This window comes from Planomicrobium soli, from assembly GCF_003014655.1.
GTDB lineage: Bacteria > Bacillota > Bacilli > Bacillales_A > Planococcaceae > Planococcus > Planococcus soli_B.
In genome coordinates, this window is sequence record NZ_PYAT01000005.1 from 241,088 (window position 1) to 260,073 (window position 18,986).

The window sequence follows — 18,986 nt, forward strand, 5'->3', positions numbered from 1 at the left end:
AATAACGAATCAATCGGTTCAAAGTTTCGGAATTTGCACAATCTGGAATCCGGAGATTGAAAGAGCATGCATAATGAATGGTAAATCAGGGAATACGAAGCATAAAGAGCAGCAAAAAATGGAGGGATTCTAATGGCGGCATTTCAGGAACAAGAACAAATCTTAATGGCTTATTATGTACAATATTACCGCGGCGCAACAACAGCGGAAGTAAAAGAGCTTGATAAACGCCTGCGTGATGAAATAGGCGAAGATGAGTATGACCGTGCGATGAATGAATTGGTCGAACAAGGGCTGGTTCTTGGAATCGAAGGAGTAGAAGAGCGGGAAAAAGAAGGCCTTGAAGCGCCGATGGCCACACGAGAAGGAATTCTTTATATTTCCGAGGCCCTCAGTTTGCAGTCGGATATGGTAGAAGAAACGATCCTTTACTATTTTGACAAATATCTTCAAGCAAGCGAGGAGAACGGGCTGGAATTGACCTTAGAACCCATAAAAGCCTATATCGATGAATCCATCAAAGAACACCAGGAAGAAAAACCGAATTCCAATCAGCCTTAAAGGAACGCTATAAAAAAGAGCCCGCAAATGTTTGCGGGCTCTTACAGTTCCAAGGCGAAAAAAGACAAGGTGAGCGCCAAGATGACGACAAAATTGACGGCGAGTGCCGCGCGCTTGCTTATCGGTTCTTCTAATGAAGAGAAACGTGAAGCAAGCTTTGATAATGCGGCGATCAGCCCGACGATCAGTCCAATTACCAGGACGGTGTGCATGTTGTATATGCGCACGTCGATAAACCGGACAAAAATGACGGAAAAAGCAAGAATAATACCGTTTAATACTTTCTTTTTCGTCATAGCAAATGCCGCAATTCATTTTCTAAAAAAGGTTCAGCTGACAAAAGCTGCGTGAATGCTTTATAGCGGTCCCATTGGCCTGCTGCCGGTTTTTTGCCGGTTTTGTATGCCCGGATCAAAATGTTTTTCGGCGTGTTTTCCAAATCGATAAATTCCATCAGCTGAGTCTCATAGCCGACCAGTGACAGGATTTCAGCGCGGATAGAGTCAGTTGCAAGGGCGCTAAAGCGCTCTTTGATCAAACCGTGCTGAAGCATAAGGCCAAGTTCTGGTGCATCAATTTGGCTGTTCAATTCATGCTGGCAGCAAGGGACGCTTAATATGACACTAGCGTTCCATTTAACTGCTCTAGAAAGGGCCATATCTGTTGCGGTATCACACGCATGAAGGGTTACAACCATATCGACTGCAGATTCTTCGTTATAGTCGTTGATGTCTCCGACTAAAAATTCCAGTTGCCCGTACTGAAGATCATCGGCGATTTTTTGGCATTCTTCAATTACTTCTTTCTTCAGGTCAAGGCCAGTTACGCGAAGGTCTAGGCCTTTTTCGATCCGCAAATAATGGTACAGAGCAAATGTTAAATAGGATTTGCCTGAACCGAAGTCGAGAATCCGCACAGTACGATCCTTTGGCAGATGCTCAAGTGCATCATCAATAAATTCGATAAAACGGTTGATTTGGCGGAACTTGTCATATTTCTGTTTTTTCACTTTGCCATCTTCACTTTGAACCCCAAGGCGTACTAAAAACGGATAAGCAACTCCATCTTCCAGCAAATATTGCTTTTTGCGGTTATGGGAAAGCTCTGCAGTTTTCGTTGTTGTTCCTTCAATTTTCCAGGAAACTTTAAACTTTTTAGAAAGCTGGATTTGCACTTTTTCTTCCGTAAACTGAAACAGAGCCTGGCGAAAATCGCCAAAAACAGTTTCCAGCTTTGCGGCTGCTTCATCAATAGGAAGGTTTTCGTGTTTCAGCACATGTTCATGCTGGTATTCAAATTGAATGCGGTATTCGTTCTTTATATTTACAGGCTTAAGTTTTATGCGTTTAATGTCGTTTGATTTCAACCGTGGCTGGCTAATGGTCGCGGAAACAAGTTCCCGGCCACCTAAGCGTTCGGCAAGTTGAGCGTGCATTGTTTGTAGTTCCATTGAAAATCCTTTCGTCAGACCAGAATAACCTTATATTATCACGGTTAAGGAAAAAAGGGCGAGTAAGCGGCACAAGGGAAGAAAATTGCCTGACCATCCATTCTGAATTTTATGATAATATAAAAAAGACATTAAAAGTAAAATACTGGAGGTATAGCAATGGCAATTTTGCAAAAGACGGTCGGACAAATCGTACGCGAACAAGCAGCTAAACATCCGGATACAGAAGCTTATGTCTATCCGGAGCAGGGTATCCGAAAAACGTATAGGGAATTCGATGAAGAAACAGATCAATTAGCAAAAGCGTTTATTGGAATGGGCATCCAAAAAGGAGAACATGTCGCGATTTGGTCGGACAATAAGCGAGAATGGCTGTTAAGCCAGTTTGCAACCGGCAAAATGGGCGCAGTGCTGGTGACTGTGAACACGAACTACCAGGCCAGTGAATTGGAATACTTGCTTAATCAATCGGATGCGACAACGTTAATACTGGGAGAGGAATTTAAAGGAACCAGCTATATAGACATTCTTAATACGGTTTGCCCAGAATTGAAAACAGCCAGAAAAGGTGCCATCGAAAGCAGTAAACTGCCGCATTTTAAACGGGTGATCCTCATGGGGGAAAATGACTATCCCGGGATTTTTAAATGGAGTGAATTGGAAGCGCTTGCAAAAGGGGTGCCGGATGATAAATTCGAAGACCGCTTCCAGTCGATGGACCCGAATGATGTTATCAACATTCAATATACTTCCGGAACAACCGGATTTCCTAAGGGGGTAATGTTAACGCACGTCAATGTCGTCAATAATGGCAGATTGGTCGGTGATCTGATGAATCTGACAGAACACGATCGCTTGTGTATTCCAGTGCCGTTTTTCCATTGCTTCGGCTGTGTGCTCGGGACAATGGCAGCTGTAACGCATTCAACGACGATGGTCATTGCTGAGCAGTTTGACGCCAAGCGTGTTCTGCAGATGGTCGAGGATGAAAAGTGCACAGGGCTTCACGGCGTCCCGACCATGTTTATCGCGGAACTCAATCATCCGGACTTTGCCTTGTTCGACACTTCAACACTTCGGACTGGCATCATGGCTGGATCTCCGTGTCCGATTGAAGTGATGAAAAAAGTCATCAATGATATGGGAGCGACGGAAATCACCATCGCTTATGGTCAGACAGAATCGTCTCCGGTTATTACACAAACACGGTCGGACGATGCCATTGAAAAACGTGTGGCCACTGTCGGCAAACCACATGCCGAAGTAGAAGTGAAAATTGTCGACCCTGCGACAAATAAACCCGTGCCGATTGGAGTTCCAGGCGAATTATGCACAAGGGGCTATCATATTATGAAGGGTTATTACAAAAACGAAGAAGCGACCAGGAACGCGATCGATGAAGAAGGATGGCTCCATACAGGCGATATCGCGGTTGAAGATGAAGACGGCTATATTGCCATTACCGGACGCATCAAAGACATGGTCATCCGTGGAGGCGAAAATATTTATCCGCGGGAAATTGAAGAGTTCTTATACAGCCATCCAGCTGTCCAGGACGTACAAGTAGTTGGGGTGCCGGATCCGAAGTACGGAGAAGAGCTGATGGCGTGGATCATTCTGAAAGAAGGGCAGGTGCTGGAAGAGGAGGAACTGCGGAGCTACTGCACCGGAAAAATTTCGCGCCATAAGATTCCACGCTATATCGAGTTCACAAAAGAATATCCAATGACGGCATCCGGAAAAATCCAGAAGTTCAAACTGCGAGAATTGGCAATCGAGCGCAGCCAAAAAACAGAAGTTCAATAAATGATTACTCCAGGAAGAAATCCGGCACTCGCTATGGATTTCTTTTTGGCTGCAGCTGAAAGACGACACAGAAAAGGTTATTTCAGATTGGAGTTTAGCAGAACTTTATAACGGGGAAATGACTACAGTAAGTAAAATCTTTAAACTAGGATAATTTCGGCTCTAGCAACTGTCACGGATTTTATAGGAGAAGGAGCGGATTTAAAATGGCGAATACGAACTTGGCAATCATTTACTACAGTTCTACAGGAACAAACTATCAGATGGCTCGTTGGGCAGAGGAAGCAGCAATTGAAGCAGGCGCCGAAGTGCGAGTAGCAAAAGTGAGAGAAAATGCGCCACCGCAGGCAATTGCGGCAAATCCTGCATGGCAGGCGCATTCTGATGCTACGCAAGATGTTCCGGAAGCGGAAGTAGATTTGCTGGAATGGGCAGATGCAATCATCTTCAGTTTTCCAACACGCTATGGCCATATCTCTTCTCAAGCGCAGCAATTTTTTGATATAACAGGCGGTGCATGGGCGCAAGGGAAACTGGCAAACAAGGTGGTAAGTGCCATGTCTTCTGCACAGAATCCACATGGCGGCCAAGAGGCGACCATATTAGCTATTTATACAACAATGTTCCATTGGGGCGCTATTGTTGCAGCTCCTGGATATCGAGATGCGGCTCTTTTCAAAGCCGGAGGAAATCCGTACGGAACGAGTGTCACAGTTAACCAAGAAGGCCAAATGGTTGAAGATGTGGAAGATGCCGTGAAGCTGCAGGCAAGACATACGGTAGAAGTAGCTGGCTGGGTCAAAAACGGGCAAAGCCAATAACAGCGGCATATAGTGAAAACAGGTGAGCGGATCCGTCTCTCACCTGTTTTTTATCCTTTAATAAGGAGGGAAAAGACTTATGACATTTTGGCTTAGCTTTATTTTCATCATTGGGTTCGTCCTTATTCATATTTTTTCGAAGAACATGAAGTTTTTGAAAGCTGTACCACGAAGCCGACTGTTGTCGATTGCTGGAGGAATCTCGGTGGCCTATGTCTTTTTGCATTTATTGCCGGAATTAGGCGAATTTCAAAGAGAGCTGCAAGGTGAACTTGAAACAAGCCGATGGGGGTTTTTAGAAAGCCATATTTATTTGGTGGCAATGGTGGGACTTGCTCTTTTTTATGGGCTGGAACAAATGGTTATGTCATCTCGGCGCCGAAAAAGAAAAGGGATGGAACAGAGCTCGCCAGCTGGCGTCTTTTGGGTCCATATCGGTTCTTTTACCTTGTACAACGCCATGATCGGTTATCTTCTTATACGTGGGGAGTATGAGAGCCTATGGGCAATGACTTTTTTCTTTATCGCTATGGGCCTTCATTTTATCACTAACGACAAGGGTCTCCGGGCGACGCATAAGACAGATTACGATAAGTACGGCCGATGGTTGCTGGCAGTAGCCATCTTTGCCGGCTGGGCTCTTGGAGCAGTTACGCACATAGAGCAAGTTTTTGTTTCTTTTCTCATTGCCTTGCTTGCTGGCGGTATTGTATTGAATGTAATGAAAGAAGAATTGCCCGAAGAACGTGAAAGCAGCTTCCCTGCTTTTTGCCTGGGTTTAGCAGGATATTCAATTTTATTGCTTTTGTTATGAGAAATGTTCTAATTTTCTGGATATTTTTCTTTGCCCCTGCTATAATCATGGATAACATAGGTAAAAAGAGATGAGTCTTTTAAACTACGATTCTTTGAGGTGGGCGATTTGCTAACAAAAGAAGAACGAGTTGTTTTCGAAACTGAACTAATCAAACTTCATAAGGAATACCGGAAATGTGCGAATAACTCCTTGAAGCTTCTTATCAAACAAGACATCTTTTTGCTCAGATCGGTAATTTCGCCAGTTCATAAACAGTAAATGTAACGGACAGCCCCAAATAACGAGTGAGCCCATGAATCTTTTCATGGGCTTTTTTATTTTCAACCAAGCTGTTTGGCAAGCACTGATTTTAACTGGAGATTGTGAACGGAATTGTAACAAACGCCTCTCAAACTAGGAAAGAACAGGGCAACAGCGAAGGGTTTTAAAAGGGTATGCCTTATAATATAAGCATAAGCAATATAGCGGTACAAAGGAGAGAACGGCATGATTGATCTGAAACAAATGGCGTTTGAGCGAAAAAACACCATGGCAATGCTTGGAGCAGCTTCTATTTTGAAAGGAGTAGCCATTGTTTTACAAGCTTTATTTTTTGTCTGGGTAGTAGACAGTGTTTTTCTTAAAGGCGATTCTTTTGAAACGGTTCTTCCATTGCTTGGCGGCTTATTTGGCGCAATTGTTCTTCGGGCAGCTTGCGGTTATGCGCTCGGTAGAATGGGCATCCATCTCGCAACGGCGATCAAAATCGAATTGCGGAAAAGATTAATCCGATCATTTGCGGCAAATCCGCTTCAGGCGGCAACTCAAGGCCAATCCGGCCAAAAAGTGAGTGTGTTGATGGATGCGGTAGATGAAACAGACGGCTTTTTCAGTAAATATATTCCTCAGATGATGCAGACATATACCATTCCGCTAATGCTTCTAGGGGTGATTTTTTATCAGCACTGGATAACAGGGCTGATTATTCTAATCACCGCCCCGTTTATTCCAGTCTTTATGGCGATTGTCGGGAAACGGACAAAGGTGAAAGCCGATGAAAAAATGGAGCAGCTTAGCCAGTTCTCAGGAACATTTTTAGATGTTTTGCAAGGATTGACCACTTTGAATCTTTTTGGTCAAGCGAGTAAACAAAAACAACTTATTCAAAAAAACAGCCTGGCTTTTCGAGATGCTACAATGGGAGTTTTAAAGTCAGCATTTTTATCGTCACTTATGCTTGAATATATTTCAATGCTAAGTATCGGGATTGTCGCTCTTGAAATCGGGCTTCGTCTCGTTGTATTCCAAAACATTACGTTTTTTACCGCTTTTTTCATGATGCTCCTGGTCCCTGACTTTTTCAATATGCTGAAAGACTTCGGAAGTGCATTCCATACAGCCAGAGGCAGCATGGCAGCATCGAATTTATTAACAGCGGAATTTGCAAAAGAAGAAGGGAAAGTGGAATGGGGCCAAAAAAGTTTAGCTTCTGGAGCGCCTCGCCTCCAGCTTGATGGGTTAGCGTTTCAATACAGCGACAGTTTTGCTTTGCATCCGGTGCAAGCAAATATTCCACCTTATAGCCAAGTGGCGATTATCGGCAAAAGCGGGTCGGGAAAAACGACGCTCATGCACTTGATTGCAGGGCTCTTGCCTGCAAGTCAAGGGACAGTGAAAATCAACGACATGCCCCGCGAAGAAATTAGCGAACAATCATGGTTTGACCAGTTGAGCTATATTTCACAGAATCCGTACCTGTTTGCCGGAACCATACAAGAGAACATCACCATCGGCGTAAAAAAGGAAGTGACGCACGAAGAAGTGGTGGAAGCAGCGGAAAGAGCAGGAATCATCGAAATGGTAAATTCCCTCAAGCAAGGCTTTGATACAGAGATTGGCGAAGCTGGCCGCGGATTATCTGGCGGAGAAAAACAACGGATTGCTTTAGCGCGTGCCTTTTTGAAAAAACCTTCCGTTATTTTGTTTGATGAGCCTACTACAGGGCTTGATTTGCGAACTGAACAAATTCTGCAAGATTCGATGGCCGAATTTGCTAAAACATCTACGGTTATTACAATTGCCCACCGGCTTCATACAATCAGTCGGTCGGATCTAATCTTTTTCCTTTCAGACGGCAGGTTATCAGCTGTTGGCGGCCATATGGAGTTGATGGAAAATTATAGCCCATATCGCGAAATGGTTGCTGTACAGCAAGGAGGAGTAGCGGGATGACGGACCTGAAATCTATTTTAAAATTGACGATTATGGAAAAAAGGGATGTCGCGCTCGCGGTTCTCTTCGGTTTTATAGCGGGCATTGCTGGAGTGGCACTTCTTGCTTCCAGCGGCTATTTGATTTCAAAAGCGGCATTAACCACGCAAATGACAACTTTGGTCGTAATGGCAGCTTGTTTGAAGTTATTCGGTTTTGTTTCAGCGCTGAGCCGTTATGCGGAAAGGCTGTACTCACATAGAGCAACATTCACAATGTTGAGCAATCTACGGGTTTCTTTTTTTGAAAGATTGTCGCCGCGTGCACCGACTTTATTTCAGCGTTATCGCAGCGGCGACTTGCTGGCCCGGATTGTTGGCGATGTGGAAAGCTTGCAGAACTTTCTGCTCCGGGTGTTTTATCCGCCGCTTGTTTTGGCGCTTGTTTTCTCAAGCACTATTTTTTTCGCTTCGTTTTTTTCAGCAGCGCTTGCTTTTGTGCTATTCGTCGGCTTTTTATTGACGGTCATAGTAGTGCCAGCCCTGTTTGCCTGGCAAAAGCGCAAAACCGCATCGAAGACGAGAGTGAGCCGTGCCGCTTTGTCTACAGAAGCTACTGAATTTTTGTATGGTTTCCGTGATCTGAAAATCTATCAGCAGTTGGAGCAAAAAGAACGGCAGCTTGAGCAATTGGTCGAGTCTTACGCAAAAGATCAGTGGAATGAAGGGCGACGGGAAAATTACAGCCAGTCTATCAATGCTTTTGTGGCGATGCTTGTGTCATTGGTTGTCCTTGGGCTGGGTGCATATTACGTGGCAGCGGGCGAACTGGACGGTTTATATTTAGCGATGCTCGTCATGTTATCGCTGGCTTTATTTGAAAACGTAACACCTATGGCGGTATTTCCTGCCTATTACGAAGATAGCCGAAGAGCGGCAAGCCGTTTGGATAAAGTTGTGGAAGAGCCTTACCAGAATGAAGGGGAGAATAGCCTGCCAGCTGGAAGCTTAGGAATCGAAGTGAAAAATGTCTCCTATACTTATCCGGAAGAAGAGCGGCCGGCTTTGGCCAATGTGTCGGTCCGGTTGCCTTCTGGGTCTAAAACAGCGATAGTCGGACCAAGCGGTTCAGGAAAGTCTACGCTTATGCAAGTTTTGCTGCGGACCCTCCCAGTCGATAGCGGATCGATTTTTATAAATGAAGAAAATATAAACAACTTGGATCAGCAAAAACTATGGAGCCGGATCAATGTCGTACTTCAAGAAAACCATTTCTTTTTTGGTACCATTAGAAGCAATTTGGCCATCGCTAATGAAGAAGCTACTGAAGAGCAGTTGAAGGCCGCACTTGAAAAAGCAGAGCTGGGTGCATTTTCTTTATCTGCGAAAGTAGAGGAAAAAGGTCAAAACTTGTCTGGCGGTGAAAAACAACGGCTGGCAATCGCGCGTGCCATGTTGAAAAATGAGGCGTTGTGGTTGCTGGACGAACCTGTCTCTTCTATTGACGGTTTAACCGCAAGAGCGATCTATAAACGGCTTTTCGAGCAAGGGAAAGACCATACGTTTGTTGTTATCAGCCATGACTTGTCTGATCTTGAACAAATGGACCAAATCATTGTTATGGAACAAGGGCGAATTGTGGAAATAGGCTCATATGATAGCTTGATGGAACGTCAAGGCTATTTTTATGGAATGAAGCAAATAGAAAAAAGTGTGTTTGCATAAATAAAAAGCACGAAACTGCATGCAGTTTCGTGCTTTTTTTCATTTCAAAAGAAAGTCGTTTCCTTTTCGGGCATCTTCGAGTTTCATCTGTTCCAATTCAAGCCTCATTTTTTGCGTTTCGATAACAAAGTTATCATGTTTTAACTTCTCCAGTTCAAGTTCTTTTTCGATCATTTTGTTTTTCAACTTTGCCTGTGTTTGAAGATGCGAGGTGATGATGCCAGCGAGCGGAATTGAAAAAATCATTATGACGGCGATCAGTCCGGTCATGCCGTTCACTCCCATTTCGAATTTTCTGACTCATTAAATTATACACTAATCCAGCAAAATAAAAAGCTGGGCAAAGAGAAAAGATATGACAAGTGTCACGTCTAAACTAGACGTTTATGCCTTTTTTGCTGTTGCCTATCCCTATATGATAAGGGTAATAAGTTATCCGAGCCGACAAGCTCGTATAAGGAGGAAGAACATGAGCAGAGAAAAAACAGCGCAGTTACGTAAATTTGTGGCACCTTTTGAAAAAGCCGATGTAAAAGCAAGTGTTAGACAATTGATCAATACCATTCCACCGTTCATTTTATTTTGGTTCTTGGCTTATCAGGCGTTAGATGTATCTATCTGGTTGACAATCGCTTGTTCAATCGTAGCAGCAGGGTTTGTTATTCGGACATTTATCATCTTCCATGACTGCACGCACGGGTCGTTCTTCAAAAACAAAAAGGCAAACGCTGTAGTAGGGACGATTACCGGCGTTCTGACATTGTTTGCTTACGAAAAGTGGAAACGTGAACACTCGATTCACCATGCTTCAAGCGGAAACCTCGACAAACGAGGCGTTGGCGATATCTGGGTTATGACGATTGAAGAATATGTAGAAGCGTCTAAATGGGAGCGTTTCAAGTACCGCATGTACCGCAACCCGCTTGTCATGTTCGGATTTGGACCATTGTTCTTAGTTTTAGTATCAAGCCGTTTCAACCGTAAAGATGCGCGCAGCAAAGAACGCAACAACACTTACTTGATCAATTTCTTGCTTGTGGCTATTTATGCAGTATTGATTTGGGCAATTGGCTGGCAGGCATTTGTCATCGTTCAAGGAACGACAATGTTTGTAGCTGGGGCGCTTGGCATTTGGCTGTTCTATGTTCAACATACATTTGAAGATTCCTATTTCGAAGACGAAAGCGAATGGGATTATGTCAAGGCTGCAGTGGATGGAAGTTCATACTACAAGCTTCCTAAGGTCTTGCAATGGGTAACAGGAAACATTGGTTTCCACCATGTTCATCACCTGAGCCCGCGGGTTCCGAACTACAACTTGGAAAAAGCGCACGAATCAACTCCGCCGCTTCAACAAGCAACAACTATTACAATCAAATCAAGCTTAAAATCGTTGCGTTATAAAGTATACGATGCGAAAAACAAAACATTCGTTACGTTTAAAGACATCAAGCATCTTGTAAACGACTCTAAAACAGCAACCGAATAAATGTTAAGAAAAACCATTCTTCGTGAATGGTTTTTTCTTTGTGAAAAAAGAGAGGTGTCAAGATTGTTCGAACGCCTGCACTTTTCATCATCTTTTGATATGATATGACTAACAGAAAGAAGAGGGGGAGCTTATGCAAAGCTGGTATCAAATTTTTCCGAAGAATTCTTGGCTTAGCCTTTATGCCTGGATTGCTTTTTGTGTTTTGCCGTTCTTCTTTATTTTTAGATCTTCTTCATTTGCTGAAATTGCAGTCGGCATTTTGCTGCTCTTGCTATTTTTCTTGGCTTACCGTCTTTCGTTCAACTCTAAAACTGGCATGGTATATGCTTGGATAAGTTTAGAAATGGCTATTAACCTTGTAATGACTTTCTTGTTCGGTTATGTGTATTTGGCCTTATTTTTAGCGTTTTTTATTGGGAACATTCGCCATAAGGTTGGATTTTTCATCGTCTATGGCATCCATATTGGCACAACGATAGTTGCGGTCATTTTAGGCCTTATTGAACACCAGGAACTCTACACGGCTCAATTTCCTTTTATGCTTCTTACAGTTATTGGAGTCATTTTGTTGCCTTTCAATACGTACAATCGCAACAAGCGTGAAAAACTTGAAGGGCAGCTTGAGGATGCAAACAAACGAATTTCGCAGCTGATGATCATTGAAGAAAGAGAGCGGATTGCACGGGATTTGCACGATACATTAGGGCAAAAGCTTTCGCTAATTGGCTTGAAAAGTGATCTGGCCAGGAAATTGATTGAACGCAATCCCCAAGCGGCTATTGATGAGATCAACGATGTGCGGCAGACTGCACGCACTGCATTGAAAGAGGTTCGGGAACTGGTTTCGAATATGCGGGGAACCCGATTGGAAGAGGAACTTCTTCGCATCCAGCAAATTTTAAAAGCGGCGGATATCGATTTTGTCTTATATGGAAATGCCCAACTGACCAATACACCTTTATTGGTGGAAAATGTACTGAGCATGTGCTTGAAGGAAGCAGTGACAAATGTGGTCAAACACAGCAATGCCTCCCGCTGCAGCGTACTGATCAAACAAAAACCGGAAGAAGTGCTGGTCCAAGTCGAAGACGATGGAATCGGCCTTTCTGAGGGAAGCAATCTGACGCAAGGAAATGGATTGGCGGGAATGCGTGAGCGATTGGAATTTGTCAATGGTACTTTGGAAATCAAAACAATGGAAGGCACGGTTTTGAACATTCGGGTTCCGAATGTAATTCTCTATAATTCAAAGGAGAAGTTAGTATGATACGAATTGTTTTAGCTGAAGACCAACGGATGCTGCTTGGCGCTTTAGGTTCGCTGTTGGATTTAGAAGAGGATATGGAAGTCGTAGGAAAGGCCTCGAACGGAGAAGAGGCAATTGCGCTTGTTGAAAAGCATCAGCCCGACATTTGCATTATGGACATTGAAATGCCAGTGAAAAGTGGACTTGATGCGGCGGAAATCTTGAAAGACCACTCTTGTAAAGTTATTATTCTCACGACTTTCGCGCGGTCAGGATATTTTGAGAGGGCGCGGAAAGCGGGAGTCAGCGGTTATTTGCTGAAGGACAGCCCAAGCGAAGATTTAGCGACTTCCATCCGCTCTATCATGACAGGTCGGCGGGTTTATGCCCCGGAATTGATTGATTTGGCATACGGTGACGAAAACCCTTTGACGGAACGAGAGCAGGAAGTTTTGAAACTTGTGGCTGAGGGGAAAAACACAAAAGAAATCGCAAGCGAGTTGTTTATTACGACAGGGACTGTCCGGAACTACATCTCCACAATTTTAGATAAATTGGAAGTAGGGAATCGCATTGAAGCGATTTCGCGTTTTAAAGAAAAAGGCTGGTTCAAGTAAAATCCCGATGCTCATCAGCAACGGGATTTTTTCTTTTTAATTTTCTTTGTACAGCGTGTCTTCAAGAGTCCCGTCTTCAGTATAAATGCGCAGCTCTCCATTGTTCTTGTTAACGTAGCGCTTTGCTTCTCCCATTAGCTCTGCTTTCGTCTCTTCGATCAAAATGGCTTTTTTGCTGTCTTTTTTCTTCAATTGCCAACCTTCATCGTGTGACCGAATCTCGTAAACAGGCTGTTCTTCGTCACTGTGAATGCTTTTGCGCGCACGATCAAGAGCAATCGGAATGGCGCGTCCTTCTTCATACCCATCGCGAAGAAGCGCGTTAGCAATTTCAATTGCTTTGCTGCGCACATCTGTGTTCAAATTTTTGAATGAGTCCGGATAATTGTCGTTGCTCCATGGCACTATGATCGCCTCCTTGATTTTCTTTTCCCCCTTCATTCGGGAAATAAAACAAAAAAACTGCTAGACAAGGTTGAAGAACCTGATAAACTAAAATTCTGAGGGGGAGTAAAAATGTCAGATACAGTTTATCAAGTTATAGCTTTAACCATTTATATGGCAGCTATGCTATTTATCGGATGGTATTCATTTAAGAAAACGGCTAATTTAACAGATTATATGCTGGGAGGAAGAGGTCTTGGCCCTGCAGTTGGTGCATTAAGCGCTGGAGCAGCGGACATGTCCGGATGGTTGCTGATGGGATTGCCTGGGGCAATTTATGTCGGCGGTCTCGTAGAGGCTTGGATTGCAATCGGCTTGACAGTCGGAGCTTACTTAAACTGGTTCTTCGTAGCACCGCGATTGCGCGTCTATTCGTTTATCACGAAAGACTCGATTACCATTCCTAGCTTTTTGGAAAATCGCTTGAAAGATACTTCACGTCTATTGCGTGTGGTTTCAGGAATTATTATTTTAGTATTCTTCACGTTTTACGTTTCTTCAGGGATGGTTGCAGGAGGAGTATTCTTCCAAAGCTCTTTTGGCCTTGACTACCATCTGGGTCTAGTAATCGTTTCTGCTGTAGTAGTGGCGTATACGCTTTTCGGCGGATTCCTTGCCGTAAGTTATACGGATTTTGTACAGGGGACAATGATGTTCTTGGCATTGATTGCAGTGCCGATCATCGGGGTCTTCGTTACAGGAGGCTTTGGTGAAACGGCTTCTAGTATTCGTGCAGTCGATCCTGCACTTTTGAACTTCACGACAGGTGCTTCACTAATTGGTGTTATTTCAGCAGTGGCTTGGGGTCTTGGTTACTTTGGCCAACCGCATATCATTGTTCGTTTTATGGCTATCAGCACATTGAAAGAAGTTCGCCAAGCACGCCGTATCGGCATTGGCTGGATGATCTTAAGCTTACTTGGAGCAATTTCGACTGCTTTAATCGGGTTAGCTTACTTCCAACAAAATCCAGGTGCGAGCTTAGGAGATCCTGAAGGTGTGTTTATCGTTCTCGGGCAAATTTTCTTCCATCCGCTAATTGCAGGATTCATGCTGGCGGCTGTATTGGCAGCAATCATGAGCACGATTTCTTCTCAATTGATTGTTACATCATCAGCATTGGTAGAAGACTTGTATAAAATTGCGTTCAAAAAAGCTTCTACAGACAAACAATATGTAACACTTGGCCGTTTAGCGGTCTTGGTCATTTCCTTAATTGCAGCTGCTTTGGCTTGGAAGCAAAATGCGACCATTCTTGATTTGGTTGCCTATGCATGGGCTGGTTTCGGAGCTGCGTTTGGTCCGCTTATTCTCTTGGCATTGTTCTGGAGAAAGTTGACGACAGCAGGCGCTTTGGCAGGGATGGTTGTTGGAGCCGCTACGGTTATCATTTGGGACTTGCTGGGTACAGCCGCTGGCGATCCAGGCGCAACTGCCACTACGAACTTTATGGGCAGTGTATATGAAATCATTCCAGGATTCCTTCTTTGCTTGATCGTAACGTTGGTTGTAAGTATGATCACTTACAAACCAAACAAAGAAATTACGGCAGAGTTTGATGAAACAGAGCGTTTGATCAAAGAAAGAGCGTAATTGTTTAAAATTCAAAAGGCTTCAAAAGCAGCGTTATAATTGCTTTTGAAGCCTTTTTCTTATGGATTTTAAGGAATGTTTTTACTCGTAACGTATAATAGGAGAAAACGAGACAATGAAGGAGAGACGTGCCTTGTACTTAGACCATATTGTGCATTTTGTTGATGAAAACCCGCAGGAAGCGGTCAATCATTGGAAGGAGCTTGGTTTTCAAGCCGTGGTTGGTGGGCAGCATTTGAAATGGGGAACCCATAATGCCCTTTTTTACGTTAAAGATTGTTACATAGAATGGTTGGCTGTAGAGAATGTTGATATTGCAAATGGAGCTAATCATCCACTGACTAAATTGCTTCTTCACGATAAGTTAGGGTTTGGTACAATTTGCCTTCGGACAGAAGCTATTGAAGAAGTAGACAAGCGGTTACAGGCACATGGATTTGATACTTCTGGAGTGTTGCAGGCTGAACGACGGACAAGTACTGGCAAGCTGATTCAGTGGCAGATGCTTTTTGTTGAAGAAGAGGTTTCGAACCAATTGCCATCCCCATTTTTTATCCAGTGGCAGGAAGATGATCCGGTCCGGTTAGAAAACTTGCGGAAAAGCGGTGCACTGCTGACTGAAAATGAAGTGCTGGAAATCGAAAAATGCATTTTGGGAGTGCATGATGTTGCTGCAAGTACCGAAAAATGGACAAGGTTACTCGGAGGTAAACTGAACCTGGCAAATTGCCGTATTGAATTTAAAGCCACTGACCGGGGAAAGGAACGGTTGGAAAAAGTGGTATTCAAAAATGCTGTTCAGGAAGTGACATTCGCCGAAGGGGTTTATGCGCTGCCGGAGAAAGGGAATAACAAGGGTAACTAGGAGCAGCCGATGTTGGCCTGTATGTTATTAAAAGAAGCTGAAAAGACGCTTTGCTATAAAGGAAGTTTCCCTTGAGGAAAAGGAGGACCATAAATGGATCTACTAATAGAAAAAGCGATACTAGTTGGTGTTCAGTTGCAGAAGGACATCCATTTTGATTATGAAATAGAGGAATTGCGCAACTTAGCTGAAGCTTGTGATGTAGAAGTGGTCGGAGAAGTGACTCAGAATCTTGACCGCATCAACCCTTCCCATTACGTGGGGACGGGGAAAGTGGAAGAGATTAAAGCGCTGTATGAAGAAGCGGGAGCGAACTTGGTTATTTTCAATGATGAACTTGGGCCATCGCAAATCCGCAACTTGGAAGAAGAGCTCGAATGCAAAGTCATTGATCGGACTTTGTTGATTTTGGATATTTTCTCTCGCCGCGCAAAAACGCGTGAAGCCCAAGTGCAAGTTGAACTGGCACAGCTGCAATATATGCTGCCGCGCCTAGTCGGTTTGCGCGCTTCACTCGGACGGCAAGGAGGAAGCAGCGGCGGAGGTTATCAAAACCGTGGTGCCGGTGAAACGAAACTGGAACTTGATAGACGGAAAATTGAAGACCAAATCTCGAAGCTTCGCAAAGAATTGGAACAGATCAAAGACCAGCGTGTAACTCAGCGGAAACAGCGTACTAAAAAAGGGACGCCGGTCGTTTCGCTTGTTGGGTATACGAATGCCGGAAAGTCCACAATCCTGAATGAGTTGCTGACAAAAACAGGCCAAGGTGAAGAAAAGCAAGTCTTTGAAAAAGATATGCTATTTGCTACGTTGGATACATCTGTACGCCAAATCCGCTTGGAGGACAACAAGTCGTTCTTGCTTGCCGATACAGTCGGATTCGTCAGCAAATTGCCACATCACTTGGTCAATGCCTTCCGTTCCACACTGGAAGAGGCGCGCAATGCGGATTTGCTGCTGCACGTTGTGGATGTATCGAACGAAGAATACCGGCATATGATGGATGTCACCAACTCCACGCTGCAGGACGTCGGCGTTGAAGGTATCCCGACTCTCTTTGTCTACAACAAGGCGGATCTAGCGGGCATCCCGTATCCTAAAGTAACGGGAGACGCTCTATGGATAGCCGCGAAAGAGGACAAGGGATTGAATGAATTGCTGGAACTGATCAAGCAGCGAATTTTTTCAGACCACGTTACATGCCGGATGATCTTGCCCTTTGAACGCGGCGACATTGTCGCTTATTTAAATGAGTATGCGACAATTGAAGAAACCGAATATGAAGAAAACGGCACGCTTCTTAAAGTGGAATTGAGCCAAGCCGATTATGATCGTTTCGAAGAATTTGTCATCGGGAAATAAAAAACGCATCTCCAATTTGGAGATGCGTTTTTTTGTTGCTGAGTGATCCTTTTTAATAGAAGGATAAAAGGGTATCTAGTTACTGTACCGCTAAACATTTGTGAACTTTGGTGCAGATAAACAATTGCTCCTGCAGTGCTGCGCACTTCGTCGCAGATGAGTAATGCCCCTGATGGGGGCATTACTCATTGCTGAAACTGGATTCTGTGGAGATTTGCGAAAATGCCGTTGTGCTCTAGCAGTTCAGTGTAGCCGCCCTGTTCGGCGATGCCGTCTTCTGTTACGACAATTACGCGGTCAGCATCCCGGATGGTTGCCAAACGGTGCGCGATAATAAGTGTTGTACGGTTTTCGGCAAGTTCGGATAAAGCTTCTTGAATGACGCGTTCTGTTTCGGTATCAAGGGCCGAAGTCGCCTCATCAAGAATCAAAATCGGCGGATTTTTCAAGAACATGCGTGCAATGGCCAAGCGCTGCTTTTGTCCACCGGATAATTTAAGGCCGCGTTCGCCGATTTGGGTTTCGTAGCCTTCAGGAAGCTTGGAAACGAAATCTTCAAGATGTGCTTTCCGGGCAGCGGCTAGTATTTCTTCATCTGTAGCATGTTGCTTGCCGTAAGCGATGTTTTCTCGTATCGTTCCCGTAAACAAGAAGACGTCTTGCTGTACAATACCGATATGTGAGCGGAGGGATTGTTTCGTCATATCCCGGATATCGATGCCGTCAATTGTAATGGCACCTTCTTGGATATCGTAAAACCTTGGGATCAAAGAGCAAATAGTTGTCTTGCCGGCGCCGGATGGGCCGACAAAGGCGATGGTTTCCCCGGCCTTTAACGTCAAATCAATGCCACTCAATACCTTTTTATGGTCATCATATCCGAAATGGACGTTGTCAAAGCGTATGTTTCCTTTTAAACCGTCAACAGCAACTGCGTCAGCGCGGTCCAAAATATCCGGCTCTTGGTCGATCAATTCGCGGAAGCGGCCAAATCCAGCCATGCCTTTTGGATACAATTCCAGAAGTGCGCTGATCTTATCGATTGGCTTGATCAAGACGTTCAAGAACAATACGAAACTGACAAGTTCTCCGTACGTCAGATTTCCTTGGTAATTTAGCCAAGCTCCGTAAACCAGGACGATAAGTGTCAATAGCCGTGTCATCATGTAGATGCTGGAATGAGTAGCGGACATGACTTTATAAGCAACAAGCTTTGCTGTGCGAAATCTGTCGTTATCCTTTTTGAAGCGGTTTATTTCAAATTCTTCGTTTGTGAAAGACTGCACCACGCGCGCTCCTGAGACACTGTCTTCCACTCTGCCGTTGACGTCGGCAATTTTGCCGTACATGCTGCTCCAAGCCTGATTCATTTTAATGTTGCAGAAAGTGATCAGCCAAATGAGGAACGGTATGACAACCAATGTGACAAGGGCAAGATTCGGATTGATCCAGAACATGATGCTGAAAGCGCCAAAGAAAGTCATGATGGCGATAAAAAAATCTTCCGGCCCGTGGTGGGCAAGTTCGCCGATATCAAACAAGTCATTGGTCACCCGGCTCATAATGTGGCCGGTCTTTGTATTATCGAAGAAACGGAAAGACTGGCGCTGCACGTGAGTGAACAACTCTTCCCGCATATCGGTCTCAATATTAATGCCAAGTTTGTGGCCCAAGTAATTGACGATATACTGCAGGAAAGTGCTTAATATGAACACGGCAAGAAGCAGGACGCTGACTGTGACAATAGAATTCCAGTCACCGCTCGGCAGCAAGGAATCGATGAACCATTGAACAGCGACCGGGAAAGCAAGTTCTAAAACTGCGACAGTGATAGCGCTTGAAAAATCGATGATGAACAAGCGTTTGTGGGGCTTATAATATGTGAAAAACTGCTTTAACCTCAAAAAATCCACCTCATTAGTTTTGCTATAAACAAAAGTATAATGCATATCCTGCCATTTAACTAATAGAAATTCGTGAATCGAAATATTTTTC

The 18,986-nt window shown here is 44.1% G+C and carries 17 protein-coding genes; 12 read left to right on the plus strand and 5 right to left on the minus strand.

Features of this window, described 5'->3' with window-relative positions; translation table 11 throughout:
* Positions 1–132 precede the first annotated feature (132 nt).
* On the plus strand, positions 133–561 hold the full coding sequence (locus B0H99_RS08680; protein WP_106533252.1) for a hypothetical protein: 429 nt from the start codon (positions 133–135) through the stop codon (positions 559–561).
* Between the two features lie 41 nt (positions 562–602).
* Here the strand turns inward: B0H99_RS08680 and B0H99_RS08685 are convergent, their stop codons facing one another.
* Together B0H99_RS08685 and B0H99_RS08690 are read right to left on the minus strand one after the other, a co-directional pair.
* Positions 603–857, minus strand: coding sequence for a hypothetical protein (locus B0H99_RS08685; RefSeq protein WP_106533253.1), 255 nt, complete (start codon positions 855–857; stop codon positions 603–605).
* Complete coding sequence (locus tag B0H99_RS08690; RefSeq protein ID WP_106533254.1) at positions 854–2,011, minus strand: class I SAM-dependent methyltransferase; 1,158 nt, start codon at positions 2,009–2,011, stop codon at positions 854–856. The genes B0H99_RS08685 and B0H99_RS08690 overlap by 4 nt, the downstream gene beginning before the upstream one ends.
* 159 nt (positions 2,012–2,170) lie before the next feature.
* Here B0H99_RS08690 and B0H99_RS08695 point away from each other — a divergent pair, with 159 nt between their 5' ends.
* The 5 genes from B0H99_RS08695 (at position 2,171) to cydC (ending at position 9,369) form a co-directional block, all read left to right on the plus strand.
* On the plus strand, positions 2,171–3,817 hold the full coding sequence (locus tag B0H99_RS08695; protein WP_181313626.1) for an AMP-binding protein: 1,647 nt from the start codon (positions 2,171–2,173) through the stop codon (positions 3,815–3,817).
* A 206-nt stretch (positions 3,818–4,023) separates the two neighbouring features.
* A complete protein-coding gene (gene wrbA / locus B0H99_RS08700; RefSeq protein ID WP_106533255.1) occupies positions 4,024–4,638 on the plus strand; it encodes an NAD(P)H:quinone oxidoreductase type IV in 615 nt (204 codons plus the stop codon).
* A gap of 79 nt (positions 4,639–4,717) precedes the next feature.
* Positions 4,718–5,452, plus strand: coding sequence for a ZIP family transporter (locus tag B0H99_RS08705; protein ID WP_106533256.1), 735 nt, complete (start codon positions 4,718–4,720; stop codon positions 5,450–5,452).
* 489 nt (positions 5,453–5,941) lie between these two features.
* Positions 5,942–7,666, plus strand: a complete 1,725-nt coding sequence (cydD, locus tag B0H99_RS08710) for a thiol reductant ABC exporter subunit CydD (protein WP_106533257.1) — start codon at positions 5,942–5,944, stop codon at positions 7,664–7,666.
* Entirely contained in the window at positions 7,663–9,369 is a 1,707-nt protein-coding gene (gene cydC, locus B0H99_RS08715) for a thiol reductant ABC exporter subunit CydC (protein WP_106533258.1), read from the plus strand. The genes cydD and cydC overlap by 4 nt, the downstream gene beginning before the upstream one ends.
* Before the next feature lie 39 nt (positions 9,370–9,408).
* Here the strand turns inward: cydC and B0H99_RS08720 are convergent, their stop codons facing one another.
* Positions 9,409–9,639: a hypothetical protein gene (locus tag B0H99_RS08720; RefSeq protein WP_106533259.1), complete on the minus strand. Its 231-nt coding sequence runs from the start codon at positions 9,637–9,639 to the stop codon at positions 9,409–9,411.
* Between the two features lie 199 nt (positions 9,640–9,838).
* Between B0H99_RS08720 and desA the strand changes: the two genes are divergently transcribed.
* From desA to B0H99_RS08735, 3 genes are all read left to right on the plus strand, one after another.
* A complete protein-coding gene (gene desA, locus B0H99_RS08725) occupies positions 9,839–10,858 on the plus strand; it encodes a Delta(5) desaturase DesA (RefSeq protein ID WP_106533260.1) in 1,020 nt (339 codons plus the stop codon).
* A 133-nt stretch (positions 10,859–10,991) separates the two neighbouring features.
* Entirely contained in the window at positions 10,992–12,128 is a 1,137-nt protein-coding gene (locus B0H99_RS08730) for a sensor histidine kinase (protein WP_106533261.1), read from the plus strand.
* Complete coding sequence (locus B0H99_RS08735; protein ID WP_106533262.1) at positions 12,125–12,724, plus strand: response regulator transcription factor; 600 nt, start codon at positions 12,125–12,127, stop codon at positions 12,722–12,724. Before B0H99_RS08730 ends, B0H99_RS08735 begins: the two co-directional genes overlap by 4 nt.
* Positions 12,725–12,760: 36 nt before the next feature.
* Here the strand turns inward: B0H99_RS08735 and B0H99_RS08740 are convergent, their stop codons facing one another.
* Positions 12,761–13,129 (minus strand): DUF2188 domain-containing protein, encoded by a 369-nt coding sequence (locus B0H99_RS08740; protein ID WP_106533263.1) that lies wholly within the window; start codon positions 13,127–13,129, stop codon positions 12,761–12,763.
* Between the two features lie 111 nt (positions 13,130–13,240).
* Here B0H99_RS08740 and putP point away from each other — a divergent pair, with 111 nt between their 5' ends.
* The 3 genes from putP to hflX all read left to right on the plus strand — a co-directional run bounded on the left by putP (position 13,241) and on the right by hflX (position 16,991).
* Positions 13,241–14,761, plus strand: a complete 1,521-nt coding sequence (putP, locus tag B0H99_RS08745) for a sodium/proline symporter PutP (protein ID WP_106533264.1) — start codon at positions 13,241–13,243, stop codon at positions 14,759–14,761.
* Positions 14,762–14,876: 115 nt separating this feature from the next.
* A complete protein-coding gene (locus tag B0H99_RS08750) occupies positions 14,877–15,626 on the plus strand; it encodes a VOC family protein (protein ID WP_245894467.1) in 750 nt (249 codons plus the stop codon).
* 93 nt (positions 15,627–15,719) lie between these two features.
* Entirely contained in the window at positions 15,720–16,991 is a 1,272-nt protein-coding gene (hflX, locus tag B0H99_RS08755; protein ID WP_106533266.1) for a GTPase HflX, read from the plus strand.
* Between the two features lie 185 nt (positions 16,992–17,176).
* On the opposite strand, the gene B0H99_RS08760 is transcribed toward hflX, so the two are convergent.
* A complete protein-coding gene (locus B0H99_RS08760; protein ID WP_245894469.1) occupies positions 17,177–18,895 on the minus strand; it encodes an ABC transporter ATP-binding protein in 1,719 nt (572 codons plus the stop codon).
* Between the last annotated feature and the right edge of the window lie 91 nt (positions 18,896–18,986).